General features: G+C 48.9%; 15 protein-coding genes. 11 read left to right on the forward strand and 4 right to left on the reverse strand.

Annotated features, from left to right (window positions below):
* Positions 1-8: 8 nt before the first annotated feature.
* The 5 genes from PGL02S_RS00805 (at position 9) to PGL02S_RS00825 (ending at position 3,749) form a co-directional block, all read left to right on the forward strand.
* On the forward strand, positions 9-545 hold the full coding sequence (locus PGL02S_RS00805) for a GNAT family N-acetyltransferase (protein ID WP_036639267.1): 537 nt from the start codon (positions 9-11) through the stop codon (positions 543-545).
* 24 nt (positions 546-569) lie between these two features.
* On the forward strand, positions 570-1,118 hold the full coding sequence (locus PGL02S_RS00810) for an NUDIX hydrolase (RefSeq protein WP_036639265.1): 549 nt from the start codon (positions 570-572) through the stop codon (positions 1,116-1,118).
* Positions 1,119-1,302: 184 nt separating this feature from the next.
* Positions 1,303-2,256 carry a glycosyltransferase family 4 protein gene (locus PGL02S_RS00815; RefSeq protein WP_063456007.1) on the forward strand — a complete coding sequence of 318 codons (954 nt, stop codon included), beginning with the start codon at positions 1,303-1,305 and terminating at the stop codon, positions 2,254-2,256.
* A gap of 29 nt (positions 2,257-2,285) precedes the next feature.
* On the forward strand, positions 2,286-2,981 hold the full coding sequence (locus tag PGL02S_RS00820; RefSeq protein ID WP_006210732.1) for a galactosyltransferase-related protein: 696 nt from the start codon (positions 2,286-2,288) through the stop codon (positions 2,979-2,981).
* Between the two features lie 18 nt (positions 2,982-2,999).
* Positions 3,000-3,749, forward strand: coding sequence for a glycosyltransferase family 2 protein (locus PGL02S_RS00825; protein ID WP_036639260.1), 750 nt, complete (start codon positions 3,000-3,002; stop codon positions 3,747-3,749).
* 121 nt (positions 3,750-3,870) lie between these two features.
* On the opposite strand, the gene PGL02S_RS00830 is transcribed toward PGL02S_RS00825, so the two are convergent.
* Entirely contained in the window at positions 3,871-6,480 is a 2,610-nt protein-coding gene (locus PGL02S_RS00830; RefSeq protein WP_036639258.1) for a glycosyltransferase, read from the reverse strand.
* A gap of 347 nt (positions 6,481-6,827) precedes the next feature.
* On the opposite strand from PGL02S_RS00830, the gene PGL02S_RS00835 reads away from it, so the two are divergent.
* Both PGL02S_RS00835 and PGL02S_RS00840 read left to right on the forward strand, forming a co-directional pair.
* Entirely contained in the window at positions 6,828-7,118 is a 291-nt protein-coding gene (locus PGL02S_RS00835) for a DUF2642 domain-containing protein (RefSeq protein WP_006210729.1), read from the forward strand.
* Between the two features lie 24 nt (positions 7,119-7,142).
* Positions 7,143-7,346: a hypothetical protein gene (locus PGL02S_RS00840; protein ID WP_006210728.1), complete on the forward strand. Its 204-nt coding sequence runs from the start codon at positions 7,143-7,145 to the stop codon at positions 7,344-7,346.
* A 9-nt stretch (positions 7,347-7,355) separates the two neighbouring features.
* Here PGL02S_RS00840 and PGL02S_RS00845 read toward each other — a convergent pair whose 3' ends face one another.
* Complete coding sequence (locus PGL02S_RS00845; RefSeq protein WP_081742752.1) at positions 7,356-8,678, reverse strand: glycosyltransferase family 2 protein; 1,323 nt, start codon at positions 8,676-8,678, stop codon at positions 7,356-7,358.
* Positions 8,679-8,890: 212 nt separating this feature from the next.
* Here PGL02S_RS00845 and PGL02S_RS00850 point away from each other — a divergent pair, with 212 nt between their 5' ends.
* Entirely contained in the window at positions 8,891-10,702 is a 1,812-nt protein-coding gene (locus tag PGL02S_RS00850; RefSeq protein WP_036639253.1) for a DUF3658 domain-containing protein, read from the forward strand.
* A gap of 46 nt (positions 10,703-10,748) precedes the next feature.
* A complete protein-coding gene (locus PGL02S_RS00855) occupies positions 10,749-11,840 on the forward strand; it encodes an acyl-CoA dehydrogenase family protein (protein WP_255308599.1) in 1,092 nt (363 codons plus the stop codon).
* Between the two features lie 80 nt (positions 11,841-11,920).
* Here PGL02S_RS00855 and ureC read toward each other — a convergent pair whose 3' ends face one another.
* Both ureC and ureA read right to left on the reverse strand, forming a co-directional pair.
* Entirely contained in the window at positions 11,921-13,633 is a 1,713-nt protein-coding gene (ureC, locus tag PGL02S_RS00860; protein ID WP_063456008.1) for an urease subunit alpha, read from the reverse strand.
* On the reverse strand, positions 13,630-14,274 hold the full coding sequence (ureA, locus tag PGL02S_RS00865) for an urease subunit gamma (RefSeq protein WP_051449167.1): 645 nt from the start codon (positions 14,272-14,274) through the stop codon (positions 13,630-13,632). Before ureA ends, ureC begins: the two co-directional genes overlap by 4 nt.
* Before the next feature lie 290 nt (positions 14,275-14,564).
* Between ureA and PGL02S_RS00870 the strand changes: the two genes are divergently transcribed.
* Together PGL02S_RS00870 and PGL02S_RS00875 are read left to right on the forward strand one after the other, a co-directional pair.
* A complete protein-coding gene (locus PGL02S_RS00870; protein WP_036639181.1) occupies positions 14,565-15,347 on the forward strand; it encodes a DUF3889 domain-containing protein in 783 nt (260 codons plus the stop codon).
* 183 nt (positions 15,348-15,530) lie between these two features.
* Complete coding sequence (locus PGL02S_RS00875) at positions 15,531-17,093, forward strand: ATP-binding protein (RefSeq protein WP_036639178.1); 1,563 nt, start codon at positions 15,531-15,533, stop codon at positions 17,091-17,093.
* Positions 17,094-17,128: the final 35 nt, after the last annotated feature.

A 17,128-nucleotide genomic window follows, 5' to 3' on the forward strand; every position in this document is an offset into this window, starting at 1 on the left:
GCGTCCATATGCAGATGGAGTCGAAAAGACTAATGATCCGGGATTTTCAGGAAGAGGATTGGGCAAGCATCCACGCATATGCTTCAGATCCGTTAGTGACTGAATACACGATGTGGGGACCGAACACGGAAGAGGATACATCGAATTATTTAAAAGAGATATTTCAGATGATGGAGCAAAACCCGAGGGACAGCTATGAGCTAGCGATCGTACTGAAGGAAAACGGCCGATTAATCGGCGGTGTGGGTCTTCACCGTTCCAAGACGAATGCGGAGCTTGGATACTGCTTGAATTCTCATTACTGGCGTCAGGGATATGCTACGGAAGCTGCAAGAGCCATGTCTGAGTTCGGCTTCAGAGAGCTGGGCGTGAACCGGATATTCGCTACGTGCCGGCCCGGCAATGTCGGGTCAGCAGGTGTGATGCGCAGCATTGGAATGAAGCAGGAAGGGCATCTGCGGCAGCACTTATGGTTTAAAGGCGGATACCACGATTCTTATCTGTTCTCCCTCCTGAAAGAAGAATTCGAAGCTCGAAATACATAGGGTTAAAAAGGGGATTCTACCGTTATGGGAAAAACGGAATTGTTGATTCGTCATCATGGGATATCGATTTACGAGGAAGCGTCAGGTAAAATCTATTATACCAAGGAACATCATCAATCCGTTGTTGTTCTGGCTAAGCAGGGTGAGGAGTTTCTGCTGATCCGCCAATATCGCGCTGCCGTGGATGAAGATGTTATTCAGCTCCCGGGAGGTGGCGTTGATGAAGGGGAGGATCTGGAATCTGCAGCCCGCCGGGAGCTGCTGGAGGAAACAGGCTGCACTTGCGGCAAGCTTGTTTATCTGGGCTGGCTGTACCCGGCATCCTGGAGATGCAATGAGATTGCGCATGTCTATTATACGGATGACGGAATCAGTCAAGCTGAACAACAGCTCGAAGGATATGAGAACATTGACGTGGTCCGGCTGAGCGTGCAGGAATGCTTGCGGCGGATTCAGGCGAACGAGCTTCAGGATTCCGAGCTGGTCTATGCAGTGCTGCAGAGCTTGCTTAAGGGATTTATTCAGCTAAGCGTTAACGAAGTGAACAGGCATATCGTGGATCAAAGTGTCTAGTCGATAGTTGATCCAGCTTGATCATTATTTCATCTAAAGAGCCGTTACTATGCAGAATATCATCTGCAAGGGGCGGCTTTTTTTCATGCAAATATGGACCAATTCATCATTTATGTCCAAGGAGCAAACTTGGAGGCTCGAAGACGAATATAATCTATTATGAGTAAAAAGGAGTGTGCGATTCATGGGAAGGCATCTGCTGATCTATGATGTGGACTGGTGGATATTAGGGAAACATGCAAAGGTCATACAGCGTCATCATCCTGATCTATACCTGATGTCCATTCAGGATCTGGATCGGTATTTGGAGCAGCACAGCAGCGAAGAGCTTAATCAGGCTTATGACCGAACATGTGCGATGTGTCTGGGCATCGCCGCCTATTGTATATTCAAGCATATTCGTATTGATGCCTCTGCCGCAGTCTCCTATTATTACTTCAGTCAGAATTACGAGACATATCGCGAATGGACGAATGATGAGCTCATCCCCGATCCGGAATTCCTCAGGTTAGTCATACCCCGAGTTGGAGTCATAGGCGCGATGAATGAGCGGCTGAGCCGCGCTTTGCAAGTGGCTGCTCCGCAGGCAGACGTGCAGTATATCGGGCATTTTGTGGATCACCGATTATTTCGACCGTTAGATACGCCCCGCGAGGGCCGTGCTCACTTGGTGGTTGGCTGGGCCGGGGATCCTGCCAAACGTTCCAAAAATTATAATACATTATATAAACACATCCGAGAGCACTTCCGGAATGATGAACGGATCAGGTTCGTGGAAACAGCCGGAGCGTATGCATATGAAGAGATGCCGAGATTCTATCAACAGCTGGATCTGCTGCTGATCACAGCAGCCAATGAGGGGAGCGGAGCACCCGCGCTGGAGGCCTATGCATGTGGAGTGCCTGTTCTAGGCACTCATGTGGGCAACATAAAGGCCGCGGCTCATCCGGATGCGTATGGGTTGATACTGGATAGCGACAACCCGGAAGATTTTATTGCTTCGATCCATCAGTGGATCGGACAGAAGCACGAGCTGGCTGGTATGGGGCAGAAGTGCAGACGTCACATTGAATCATTTTGGACCATGGATCAAGTGATCCCGCTCTGGTTATCCGTATTATTCAATTTAAAGAAATAGGAAGCGCCTAGGAGTAAGGAGGGAAGGATGTGTTTGACCGCGTATCGGTACTGATTCCGTATCAATCGGATGGTAACGGACCCAGAGATTGTGCATTGGAATGGGTGTTAGGCTACTATGCGAAGTCCATGCCGGAAATCGAGTTATGCATAGGCGAAATATCCGGGACCGAGGAGCCCTTCAGCAGATCCAAAGCCATCAATCGAGCCTACACTCAGGCTACCAAAGAAATTATTGTCATTGCAGACAGTGATATCGCTTATGACCCGTATCTATTGAAGGAATCCATCGCGCTCGTGAACAGCAGACAGTGGGTAATCCCCTTCAGCCGAATTCTGCGTTTATCCGAGGATATTACCGGGCTTGTGCTGCAGCAAGCAAGCGAATGGCCCTTGTCTATAAAGATTGACATGCCAGCAGAACAGGCATCTTCTTTTGTAGGAGGGTTTAATGTGCTTGGCCGCGAGGCATATGAAACGGTAAGAGGTTATGATGAACGGTTTATCGGCTGGGGCGGGGAGGATGAAGCATTTGCGTACGCGCTGGATACGCTGATTGGCCAACATGTTCGACTGGACGGAGAAATGGTTCACTTGTGGCACCCATTCGTTGGGCCTTCCGGGAATCCCAACTACGATTCAAATTACGCGTTATACCAGCGGTATCAAAAGGCACGCGGCCACATGTCCGCCATGCTGAACTTGATTCACGAACAAACTTGTTAATAAGGAGGTACCCTAGCGATGAGACTGTCAGTCATTGTTCCGGTATTAAATGAAATCACTTTTATCCCCTTATATATAGAAAGTGTAAGCCGATACGCCGATGAGATCATCATCGCCGATGGTGGCAGTACGGACGGAACGTTAGAACAAATAGACAGTCTGCAGAATCGGTATCCGATCCGGTTGCTGCATGTTCAACAAAAGGGCTTGCCCTATACCGAGGATTGGAACGAGTCCGTGGTCCGCAATGTTCTGATTGAACAGGCTCAGGGAGACTGGATCATGAATCTGGACATCGACGAGCTCATGGATGACCGTTTTGTCGAGGTTTTGCCAGAGCTCATGAATCGTACAGATGTGGACGTCTATCAGTTTCCCTTCGTCAACTTCTGGGGAGATCCTTGGACGATTCGGGTCAACAGTCCCGGGGATGAACGCTGGTCCAACGACATCACCAGAATGTGGCGGGCTCATCAGGGCATACGTTATCGCGACGAGAAGCATCATTGTACGCTGGAAGCTGCGGAAGGGCGGAGTATATGGAGCATTCCCCGCGGGCGCTGTGATGTGAACGTGTATCACTATCACTATGCACTGGGCAACAAAATCAAATTTAATGACAATCGAAGAGGCGACGTAAATGTGCAGCTGAATGACGGACAGCCGGATTGGAATTACAGACCCGAGGAATATGAAATCGTCACCAAGCCTTATCAAGGCCAGCATCCGGAAGTGATCATCAACCATTTGAGTCGGCAGGGGATTTGAGGGTCTGAACAGCGTGTTTCGGATAAAAGAATACAACAATAGAAGAATAGAAGAAAGAAGGCCCCTCCTAGAGCTGAGCGGAACTCAGTCAGAGCGGAGGCGCCTTTTTTTTAGAGTATCTTTATTTTGTTACATGATCCACAGAGCAGCGCAGATCGTTTACGACTTGAGATACTGCGATCCGCTCCAGTATCCGGAGATTCGGTAATCGAGTCTGCAAGGATGTAAGCTGTTGCTCATGATAGCTTAGGGGATCGGCCCAGTACTGTTCGGAGTGAATCTGCGCATGAACAACTGGGGATCCGCAGTAGATGACCTGATCGAATAACACCTCAGAGAACAGATCAATCCGGTTCGTAAAATAAAGCTGTGGCCCGATCTTCCGAGTGCCCACAATAAGATTGCCATGGTATAAGTGGGTATACACAATCACCAACAGATCTTCATCTTCGGTTAATCCCTTCACGATCTGCTGCCATCGCCTTGAGTTGGTCTCCCATAGAGTGAGTCCGAGCACCAGCACAACGTGCTTACCGGTTTGCCGGATCCTGGACGCTATTTCCGAAGGTTGATCCACCATATGAAAAATGCTATGCGGTCCTTTTGGCAATCTCCACGACTTGTTCCATTTCTGCTCGTAATATGCTTTGTTCTTGTTCCATAGCGAGTTGTACACGCTATTCTTCAGCTTCTTGATCGTAGCGCTGCCGTGATGGTATACAAAAGCGTCCTCGACAATCGCCAGGCGGTACCCGGCATTTCTTACGCGCTCGCAATAATCATCATCCTCAAACATCCCCAGACCAAATGCGGGATCCAGAGTTCCTACACGTTCCCAGACACTCCGTTTAATAGCCACGCAGAAGAATCCTAGGAGATCCGTATAACGGGTTCTTCTCCGGTACCGCTCGTAGAACTCGCTAAGCCAACGCGGACTGGCGCCTTGTACAGCATCCCCTATGAAATGATCGAGCGCTTGATCATTTCCCACATGATTGGACATCGGTCCTGTCATGGCAAGCGAGGCATCCTCTTGAAAAGGTCTGAGCAGACGGGAGATCCAGCTCCCATCCGGAACAAGGGTATCGTTATTGAGCAATATGATGAATTCTCCCGTAGATGCTTCACACCCCATCGTATTTCCGGCGGCGAAGCCAAGATTCGTAGTCGAGGTTATAACCTTGATCAGCGGATTGCTCAGGCTTCTAAGATAGGAGGAGGTTTGGTCCCTTGAGGCATTATCTACAATAATAACCTCCAGGTTAGGGTAATGACCCGGCTGCATTAGCCGGTGGAGGCATTGCTGCGTGTAGGAGCAGTTATTATGAACCACCAGGATGACACTGACCTTGGGATACAGCTTCTGCACAATATGGGTATTCAGTGCTTCATAACGATGCTCCCAATTGTTATGCTCCGCAAATTGCTGCCGCTGCTTCATAACGCCAGCTTCGGCTTCAATCAGTGCAGCTTCAATTGCCTCCTCATACTCGGCAGCCGTATTGGCAATCGAGATCATGTCGCCCGCAACGGTCTTCACTTCAGGTAGCTCTGTAGAGACAACCGCCTTGCCGGCCGCCAAATATTCGTATAGCTTGACGGGATTGGTAGCTTGCGTCAGTTCATTTTTTATGAACGGGATTAACGCGACCTGAAATCGATGCAGATAAGCCGGGAGTTCATGATACGGCTTCTCCCCGAGCAGCAATACGTTGCTTAGATCCTCAATGCCTGAGGTATCGCAGCCAAAGGTGTGTCCGATGAGGACAAACGTCCAATCCGGCCGATGTCGAGCTAGCGATTCGATCAGCTGAATATCAAACCAGTCGGAGATGGCGCCATAATAACCAATGATCGGCTGATCGATCCCTTCAAGCTCGAACAGAGGTTCATTATCATTAGGCGGTTTGGAGAAATGAACAGTATCTGCTGCATTGCGAATAAGTACTGTGGACGGATTATAGGGAGCGGCCCAATCGTACAGATGCTGTGAGGTGGTTACAACAAGCTCGGCTTCACGCAGAAGCTGTTCTTCTTGATGGAGCATGGTCTGGTCGTTGGTTGAAAAACCGGCATGGTGATCCATGCAATCGTAAACGATATGATGCTGATCCATTGCCGTCACGAGTGGAGTCCAGAACGGAAGATCCACGATGGAGACCAATTGAAACAGTCCGAATTTATCCCGGACATACTCAACTGACCATTTCAGGTACTGGATATCCCACAGATCCATTTCGTCCTGGTACAAATTTAACGGTTGATTGGCACATAAGGTGACAAGCCAAACATTCCGATCAATATTTTTAACCGTTACCTGGCGGCCGATTTCTTCCTTTGATGCTTCCTCTTTACCTAAACCAACCATCTCCGTCGTTACATAAAAAACCCGATGTCCTTGCTGCGCAAACTGCTCCGATAACTGCTGGGGACGCTGCCATCGAAACTGCCAGTCAATTACGGGAAAACGCATGATATCGTATAGAGGCGCGGATATAGGTTCGGTCTTCTCGGCTGTCTGCAAGTCGGCTTCTCCAGACTTTACAGGCTCAGGTTCAGTATGCGATAAAGACCGCGAATATGTCATTGGCAGCGAGACAACGGGGGACACCCTGGAAGCCAACCGCTTCTTTCGGTTGAACATCAGTCTACTGTGGCGGGCTTTCCACTGACGTGAGGCCGATCGATTGGAAGAAGACTTGCGGCGGCGGTGTTGCTTGATTTTATTCAAGATTAGCCTCCTCTCTGGTGCAAAGGTCTATTTAACAAAATATGTATCATCTAAATCATCTGTATGGGTAGATCACCATTTGGAACGGAAATACCCAAAATGTTCGGGGTCTCCTTATGGCTTGATTGAACCCTAATGTCCCTCGGAGTAGGCCATTTTCTTATCTTTGGCATTCTAGGTTGCCATTGTCCTGACCGTAACATAAGGTACCAATGAGTATATACAGGGGGGATGCACTAGTGAGGAGATATTGGAGCCGGAGGCAGCAAGGGGAGTGTAAGGAGATCACGGGGCGAAGAAAGAAGAAACAGGGGCGACCTTCACATTCGATATGGTGTAAACTCCGGATGCTTCATCGTAAGCTCATACGGAATTTGGCACAGATCCGGTTGCAGCTTAGCCGGTTAACTGCCCGGGTTCAAGCATTACAGGAGCAGGTGAACGAACGGCAAGGAGGTCCAAGCAGCAGTGTCACCGCTTTGTTAACTGGAAAATTGAATACTCGGCTGACGGTTGAAACGACGGCGGGCTCCGTATTCGGAACGCTGATCGCGATCGGTGAGGATTTCGTTCAGATCGCAGAGCCGAATGGCAGTATTGCCATCATACCGATGCGCAGCTTCTTATCTATTTCTTGATCACAGTCCGAGGAGGGGAACACAATGGATTTTTCGGAAATTCTGGCGACTTTCATAGGCAGGACGGTAGAGATCATCCAAACCAATCAATTTCTGCAGGGACAGTTACGATCCGCAACGGATGGATTCATTACAGTGGAGGTTGTAAGCTCAAATTATATCCCTACATCACAAGTGGTCACAGTACTTAATGAGAGCATTTCATTTGTTCGCATTTTGCCTCTCTGAGTGATCGGCTTATTCCAATTCATTGAACACATCTTTTGTAGAGTTTCTCCATGCTGAATAGTGCAGAGGATGGCGATGAGTGGTGCTGGAGCTTCGGAGTCTGCGGTGGTATATCGACTCTGGCACATGGTACAGTTTGTGATGAAGGGATAGTCTGGACAGCAGATCGATATCTTCATAGAGTCTTCCTTCAAATAGCATGTCTTCGTTCCAGCCTTTCACCTGTTTAAGCGAAGAAACATTAAACATGCGCGGAGCTATAGCATATGCATCGTTTCGCAGACTATCGCAAGACAGGGAAGAGGGGGCCGTGTGTACTCTTTGATACACCAGCTGTTTGTTTGCACGCTCAAGCCATTCTACATGATTGCCGTAAATAACGTCAGCATACTGCACCCTATGGGCTTCCCGCAGAAGGACTTCAAGCGCATTTGGTGCCAGCCAATCATCGGCATCCAGCTCTAGCAGCCAGCGGGCATGGGATAGATGCAATATTCGGTTTAATGCATGCGCTTTACCCCGATTCTTTTGCTGTCTTACTATTGTAATGCGGGAATCTTCGGGCAGATGCCGCAGGCAGGCTTCTGTCTCTTCAGACGTTGAACCATCATCGAGGATTACAAGCTCCCAATCCTTACAGCTCTGTACCAACACGGATCGGACAGCCCAAGTCAGATACTCGCTGTCATTATAAGTACACAGAGCAATTGTGACAAGCGGGGGGCTAACCGCTTCCGTCCGCTGTGAATGGGTATGGGCAGCTGCAAGAAGAAGCGGCGACACCGCCAACCATTCTTCTGCTTCCTTCATCCAGGCAGGGGCCCTGCGATGATGACACAATATGGCTTGGCAATCCATTTCAGACCATTCATATTGGCCGGATAATTGGAGCTGTTTATCAATTAACACATATTTCTGAAACGGAAGCTGATCCTTTGTTGCAAAACCCTTTTGATGGCCGTTCATTACAGCCTGCGTGCGCCATATCAGGGGTCCCCTGGGAATACGGAGAGGTGAAGCGGTCCTGGAAGCTGAAACATGTGGCTGACCTATCATATGGACGGGATTCAGAATAAAACCTGCTAGTTGGTCAGAGGCGGTTCGCAGCCATCGTTCCAGCTCGATTTTTGCATGAGGCTGTACATCATCACCGGCGTAGAGTGTCATAAACCAGGGAAGCGTCTCTACTGACAAGGCTTCATTCATGACCCAGGCAGCGCGTTCTTCGCTTGGAATCACAATCGGACGAGCGTCCGGAAAAACGCGTTGAACCGAGGATACGGTGCTCTCGCTTAATTGAGAATGTGTTCCCGGTAGAATAAATACCAACATCCGCTCACGTTCCTTTCCCTCGTCTTGTCCTTAAGGCTGCTTATGTACATAGTTGCAATGGATATGATGCCGGTTCCTTGTTATCGTATGCCCCTACATGAGGGGCGGATACAAATTGCATCTCACATTCTCTTGGGTTGCGACCACCTGGTAAATGGGGAATAATAGAGCTTAGTGTCCGGATTTATAGATGGAGGGGGTTTACGAATCTAATGAAGTCAAATGAGCGTCAGATCATATTGCAAGCCCAGGAGTTTACACGTTCGGTTCTTGAACGGGATTCGAGCGGTCACGATTGGTGGCATATCCAGCGCGTCACCCGCATCGCCCGTATCCTGGCGAATCTTGAAGGTGCCAATGTATACATATGCGAGCTGTCGGCGCTGCTTCATGACGTGGCGGACGAGAAGTTAAATGAATCCAAGGAAGCGGGTTACGAGCGGGTTCAGAATTGGCTGATGCAAGCCGGTGTTGAGACCACTGACCGGGAATTAGTGCTTGAAATCATAAACACGATGTCATTTTCAGGCGGAACGGGAAATACAATGCGGACCCTGGAAGGCCGAATCGTGCAGGACGCCGATCGTCTGGATGCGCTTGGCGTCATCGGCATTGCCCGTACTTTTGCTTATTCCGGCTGGAAGGGGCAGAAGATGTATGATCCTTTCATTCCTCTTCGAGAGAAGATGACGCGCGAGGAATACCGGTCGGGTGAAAGCACGGCCATCAACCATTTCTACGAGAAGCTACTGAAGCTGAAGGATCGAATGAACACGGAATCAGCGAGACTTCTTGCAGATAACAAGCATCAGAGTCTCGAACTTTTCCTGCAAGCATTCGACAAGGAATGGGCGATCGGGAATAACGCATACCTGTCTGAATCTCCAATTCACCGAGGCAATGTAACCAGAGTCCATATTGCGTTTGATGACTCTACCGCCGGCTCGTTAAAATTAATGCTGCAATCGAACCTCGGGGAGATTGTAGTTACACTGGGAGATAACCTCATGGTCGGACCGCTTCCGAACGACCGTGATTTCTCCCATTCGTTCTCCGGCAGAAATGAATGGATTCAGGAGCGATACAGCACTGCATATGCAGACGACAGGAAGCAGAGCATGCTGCAAGCGGCGTTTAGTTGGCACATATGGCCGCAGCAGTTGATGGAGGTGCCTTGTCTTATATGGGCGGGAGATTCCGCTTCTGAACAATTAGGTCTGCGCAGGCTGTTGTCCTTGATGCCAAACCATCCCGATGCCATGGTGATCAATGCAACAAGCATTCTTCATGAACAAGATCCAAATACCTGGTATAAGGGAACATATGAGATGACTCCGAAGAAACTCCAAACCGTACTGAACGTATCCGAGCTTGTGAGGCTATCGCCAGAAGAGCAGGCTGGTTACCGCGAGGAGTGGAGTCGGCTGTTGAACGAAGACGGGACACTTCGGGTGCTGAAAGGCAAGGAGCTGCACACGGTATCGGAGTCTGATTATGATGCTGATATATTAGAAGCTGCATATCGGGTTGAAGCCAGACACGGGTTCTTCAAGAAATCAGCCCGTATCATTGGCGATGTGATCGGCAATGGCGAACTGACCGTTCCGGACTCATTCGTTGAGTACAGGGTTCGCCACCTGATTCGGGAAGGAGCTTTAGTTCATACCGGTGATCTGAGTACAATGCGTAACTACAGCGTGTCTCTTGTGGATACTTCGATACCTGAGGAGCAATGGAGCCATGAACAGCGATTGGCCAAGGTCGTGAAGGTGAGGTCGCTGCTCCATGAGATGATGGAGATCAATCTTTCGGAAAAAGACGTGATGGAGCAATTGAGCCAGTTGGATGCTGCCGCTCTCGGCTTACCTCCTTCTGCTCAGCCGGAAGTGGATGAAGGTGGTATCCAAGCTCTATTAGATGAACTGTTGATTACCTACCAACAACATAAAGAACAACGGATATCCATCATGGAATCGCTGGGCAAGATGTTAAACCACATGCATCAGGATACTCATAAAGAGTAGGCCAGTCCGTACAACCTGGGTGCGGTGTCAATAGAATAGACAGAGAATGACGGAAAGTGGTGGCGATATGTTATTTACGAATCAGCAGCTACGAACCATTAGAGAGCATGCGCTAAGTATGGACAAGGAAAGACAAGTAACTCAGGAAGTATTAGATATCCTATATGATCATCGTCTGTTTCACTTGTTTGTGCCTGATGAGCTTGAAGGTCGAATGACTCCGCTTCCCGAGGCAACACGTATTTTTCAGGAGAGCGCCAGAATCGATGGGAATTTGGGGTGGCTGGTTACGATTGGGGCAGGCGGTGGGTTCTTTGCAGCCATGATGAATCCGGAAGTCAGCCGCGGCGTATTCGCATACCGGGAAGCTGTGATTGCCGGCAGTGGGATGCCGTCCGGGACTGCAACAAGGGTAGAAGGCGGGTATGTTGTGAACGGCAGCTGGAAATATTGCAGCGGTTCTACTTATGCGACCACCTTTACAGCCAATGCTGTCATTGAGCCAGCGCCCAACCGTAATGATGCCGTATCCTCTTCAACACCTGGCGAATCCGAGATTCGTTCCTTCATCCTGAATCCGGAGCAGATTGACATTCTGGCAGATTGGAACGCCTTCGGTCTGCGAGCAACTGGAAGCCATACGATATCGGCGGTGGATGCATTCGTACCGGATGACATGACATTCTTGCTCACGGAGACCAAGGGATATGAGCAAGAAACCATCTATCGCTATCCCTTCCTTCCTTTTGCACAAGTTTCTTTTGCAGGTGTTGCGGCCGGGATCGCAGAGCATTTTCTGGAGGCGGCAGAGGCACTTGCGGTCCAGCGGGGAAGCTCATCTTACGTCATCGGCAAGCTGGAGGAATGTAAGGCAGCGCTGGAGCAATCCATGTCAGTCTTTTATGTGACGGTAGAGAAATCATGGGAGGAACTGCTTCGCGTCGGCGGATTGTCAGCTGAGACAGAGGCCGAGGTAACGGCGAAGAGCATAGCAGCGGCAAATACGGCTTTATCCTGTGGTCAGCAGTTGTTTCCACTGCTGGGACTGTCCGCAGCTATGGAGGATGCGGAAGTGAACCGCTGCTGGAGGGACCTTCAAACCGCATGCTCGCATGCGCTGCTAAGAAACTTCTCATGAACAAAAAACCATGAACTGCGTGGTAAGCCGTTCATGGTTTTTTAGTATTACTATCCCGAAGCTTCTTATATATCTTGGGGTTAAACGAGGAAATAACGCTGTGACAGGGGGAGATTGGCAGATGGTGCGCTTGTCAGCTTCTCGCCGTTCACGGTAACTGCGTAAGTCACAGGATCCACCATAATTTCCGGCGTCTCACCATTGTGGATAAGATCCGCTTTTCTCACGGTCCGGCAGTTCTGAACAGGCAGGAGCTGCTTTCGCAATCCTAATGGATCAAGCGTCCCCATTTCTAGGGAGGATTGCGAGACAAAGGTCGCGCTAAGTGCAGCCTGCGCTCCACCGTAACTGCCAAACATCGGCCGATACATATAAGGCTGCGGTGTGGCGATCGAAGCGTTCGGATCTCCCACGACCGCATGGACAATCATGCCGCTTTTCAGCACCATCTCCGGTTTGGCGCCGAAAAAGGCGGGCTTCCAGAGCACGAGGTCGGCCATTTTCCCCACTTCAATGGAGCCGACATAATTCGAGATGCCATGGGTGATGGCAGGGTTAATGGTGTATTTGGCAATGTAGCGCTTAATCCGGAAATTGTCAGCAATTGTATCCGGACCTAACGGACCGCGCTGTTGTTTCATTTTGTCCGCCGTTTGCCATGTGCGGATGGCGACTTCACCAACACGGCCCATGGCTTGAGAGTCGGAGCTGGTCATGCTGATGGCTCCAATGTCATGTAGGATGTCTTCCGCGCCAATCGTCTCTGCCCGGATTCGGGAAGCGGCAAAGGCAACATCCTCCGGGATGCGCGGATCCAAATGATGACATATCATCAGCATATCCAGATGTTCATCCAGCGTATTGACGGTATATGGCATCGTTGGGCTGGTAGAGGAGGGGAGAACGTTCGGCATGGAAGCCACCCGAAGCAGGTCAGGTGCATGGCCGCCTCCGGCGCCTTCGGTATGATAGGTATGAATTGCCCGACCGTTAAAGGAGCGCAGGCTGTCTTCAACATAACCGGCTTCGTTCAGTGTATCGGTATGAATATTAACCTGTACATCCAGCTCTTCAGCGACATTCAGGCATTTATCGATGACATATGGCGTGCTGCCCCAGTCTTCATGAATCTTAAGTCCGGCAGCGCCTGCATGCACCTGTTCCGCCAGCGCTTCAGGGCGGCTGCTGTTCCCGCGCCCCAGAAATACCATATTAATCGGCAATGCATCGGTTGCCTGCAGCATGCGCTGCAAATTCCATACCCCTGAAGTACAGTTCGTAGCCAGCGTACCCGTGGCGGGTCCGGTGCCTCCGCCAACAAATGTGGTCACACCACTTTGAAGTGCAATTTCCACTTGCTGCGGACTGATGAAGTGTACATGCGAATCCACACCGCCAGCCGTTACAATCAAATTTTCGCCTGAGATGACTTCGGTACCAACTCCGATAATCATGCCGTCGGTAACGCCATCCATCATCAGGGGGTTCCCCGCTTTACCAATGCCGCTAATGAATCCGTCCTTAATCCCGATATCGGCTTTGACGATGCCCCAGGTGTCGATGATGATGGCATTCGTAATGACCAGATCCAGTACGCCTTCCGCACGGGTCGCCAGTGGATGCTGACCCATTCCGTCACGAATGACTTTACCGCCTCCAAAAACACATTCATCCCCGTAAACGGTAAAGTCCTTTTCAATCTCAAGCCAGAGGGAGGTATCGGCGAGTCTTACGCGATCTCCTGTCGTAGGCCCATACATACTGGCGTAGGTAGCGCGATCAATCTTTGTCATAAGCTCACCATCCCATTCGTTTTTCCGTTTATCAAACCAGCAAAGCCATGAATTTCTTGACTGCCTCCAATCTGCACAAGGACAACCTCTGAAGTTTCCCCGGGTTCAAACCTTGTGGATAAACCAGAAGCAATATCGAGCCTGTATCCTTGCGTGCCGTTCCGATCGAATTGCAGGGCCGGGTTGCATTCGTAAAAATGGAAGTGTGAGCCTACCTGGATCGGGCGATCACCGGTATTCGTTACTTCACGCTTAATGCGGGGCCGATCAGGAACCAGCTCGATGGGCTCATCACGAAGATCGTATTCCCCGGCAATCATACCCGTTGAAGCGAGAGTGCCTTGGATCGGATCATGAACACTGACCAACTTGGTGCCATCCACGAAAGTAGCTTCCACCTGGACTTCTGTAAGCAAATGGGCAACTCCATCCATGACTTGATCCGCAGACAGGACATGGCGCGCCTCTTCCATTAGCTCCGCTACAGACTTGCCGTCACGAGCACCTTCAACAACGTAACCTGAAATAAGTGCGGCCGCTTCAGGATAGTTTAATTTCAACCCGCGGGCCAAACGTTTCTGCGCTAATTCAGACGCTAGAAAAAGCAATAATTTGTCTCTCTCTTGGTAAGTAAGATGCATCCAAGTCACTCCCTTTGTAATAATTTGAGTCAGAATACATAACACATAATTGTGAATTCAGACTGACACGCTGCGTAACGGTGTTTATTTTGGATAAATGTAGCACTTCATAGAAAGTTAGTCAATATTTATGTTAGATAAATTAACATATAATTAACAGAAAATGTTCTAGTCCTCTTAAAATATATCTAACGAATATCCAACGAATACCATGTCGCGCATAGGAACATCTTTAGCGGGAACCTTAGGCTCAGACAGGGTTGACATTGAGGACAAGCAGGAGGGGTTACATGCTGAACAGCATTTTTTTGACAGGGATATTATTGCTCGGGATAAGTCCCGGTGATCATCAGAGCATGGAAGAATCCTCGATTAATGACTACCAGCAGGCCATTCTTGAATCCGGCGCCCAGCTCGTGGAAGAGGCCGTGAGGACTTGTGAGGTACATTTCGGGAAGAAGATCCTTTTGCCTCCGCAGCTGCCATCCGTATCTTTCACGCATCAATATGGTCGCTGCTATGACGCACAGGGAGGATTGGACGAGCATCTGGAGATTCGTTATCAACATCAACACAAGCCTGAGAATGAGTATAAAGTCGAGCTGTATCCAAGAAAGAACCGACAACAACTGAATTATCTGTCGTTTGATGAAACGGAGCTTGCGGATCATAATGTGGCCAAGTTCTACAAGGGACCCATCAACTCAATCCAGCTATTGGCATTCGAAAAAGGTGACTGGCAGTATCTGTTGACGGCAGCCAATCAAGCCTCGTCGGCAATCGGTCAACAGGAGTTGACAGAAATCGCGCAGTCTCTAATTCATGTCGTTGATAGCAAAGACCCGGCTTATGCGAAATGGGGGAATCTCGCAGTAAATCAAACGAAGGAGCATTATCATATGGACGTAATTGATTATCTCTATATGGGGAGAACCACGAAATCCAGCGAATTGGCGGAGGAGAAATTCAAGCTTTGGTTGAAGAAGGGAACCCGTGAATTCGGCGTTTATGCGATCGTTGTGTTCAATCCGACCACGGATCAATTCATAACGATACGATACGAGGAATTCTAAAAGGAATAACGGTTTGGAAGCAGGGATAACACCATTTTCAGGAAAAAAATTACACATGCTTTTCTGAAAGTCGTGTTTTCCTGCTGTTCAGACGTCTGCTTATGGTGTACCATATTTGGTGATACTTGCCTCCGTTATTTCTACATTTTGCGCCAGTATATAGCGATTTAGGAGTGATTCGCTTTGCCGTTTATTGTCCTTAAGCTCCTATTTGTTCCTTTGATATCGGTCTTTATTATCGTGTCGTCGGTTTATCTGGATTACCAATCATCCATCCCTTTGATGCTGTTATTGGCAGCACTATTGTATTTATCCGTCGTGTTCGATCGAAAGTATGAATGGCTCCGCAATGTTCAATTTCTCTTCCTCGGGGCCTTTCACTATGTTAGCCAATTGAATTGGTGCATTCTCTTGTATTACATATTTATTATTAATCTCATTCATAAGAAAGAGAATTTTAGAGACTCGATGTCGCTGTGCTTTCTCATGATTCTTCAATATTCCGTCATTCGTCTGACCTATTTGCCGTTAACGAAGTATCATATATTGGTCTCTGTGTTTGATACCTTGGCGTCTTTTGTCATCGTGATCTCTTTTCATTTCGTGAACTTTCTCGATTCGGAGAAGAAGAAGTTACATAAGCAGAATGATTATCTGACGTATCACGATCCTTTAACGGGTTTGCTCAATTATGATGGATATTTGCATAAAGTTCAGCATTTAATTAAATTGAACAAACCTTTTCAATTGGTGCTGCTGGATATCAACAACTTCAAATCATTGAATGCCAAAGATATATCGACCGCCAATGAGATTCTTATCAGTTTCTCGCGCGCACTGCGCAAGCTGTTCCTGAACGATATGCTTGCAGCTTCCCGGTACGCAGGAGATCGCTTTGCTATACTGCTCCCGGAGCATGTAAACATCGAGAGCAGCATGTTTAACTTTGAGCATATCGGTGTTCAGGTGACTTACAGCATTACGTGTTATCCCCATGAAGCGTTAACCTATCAGGAGATGCTCAGCACCGCGGAGGACCGGATATTTCAGATGCGGCGCAATTCCTGGATGAGAAGCCAGGAGGAGATCCTTCGAACGGAAAAGATGAAGATGGTGGGAGAGCTGGCTGCCGGGATGGCTCATGAAATCCGGAATCCCCTCACCTCGATTAAAGGCTTCATACAACTTTCCAAAAATCAAAGCTATAACATACAGCCCTGGTATGAGGTGATTATGGGCGAAATCACGAGGGTAGGGGAATTGACAGCGGAGTTTCTGCATTTTTCCAAGCCGCATGCCAGCAACATGAGAGTTGAGTCGCTTACGGATTGTATGACCCGTGTCTATTCCCTATGTGAATCCGAAGCTGCTTCCCATGGACATCTATTTACGCTCGATTTAAGCGATGATCCGATCCATATCGTCATGGACCGCGACAAGATCATTCAGGTGCTGATTAATTTGATCCGGAATTCATTTCAGGCGATGGAGCATACCGGCACGGTTCGTATCTCGCTAGAGGCAGTAGAAGCGCTTGCAGTGGTAAGGGTCGAGGACACAGGTAAAGGGATTGCTGATGAAAATCTGGCAAAGATTTTCGATCCGTTCTATACAACCAAAGAAGAGGGCACGGGTCTCGGACTGTCCCTGTGTCAGAAAATTGTAGAGGATCATGGCGGGAGAATTACCGTACAAAGTGAGCTTGGTAAGGGTACGACATTTACCTTGCGGATTCCGTTGGCCTAGAAAAAATGGATAGCAATATCGTGGAATATATCCTA

Origin of the sequence: Paenibacillus glucanolyticus NBRC 15330 (genome assembly GCF_004000885.1) — a bacterium.
Classification (GTDB): Bacteria; Bacillota; Bacilli; order Paenibacillales; family Paenibacillaceae; genus Paenibacillus_AQ; species Paenibacillus_AQ glucanolyticus.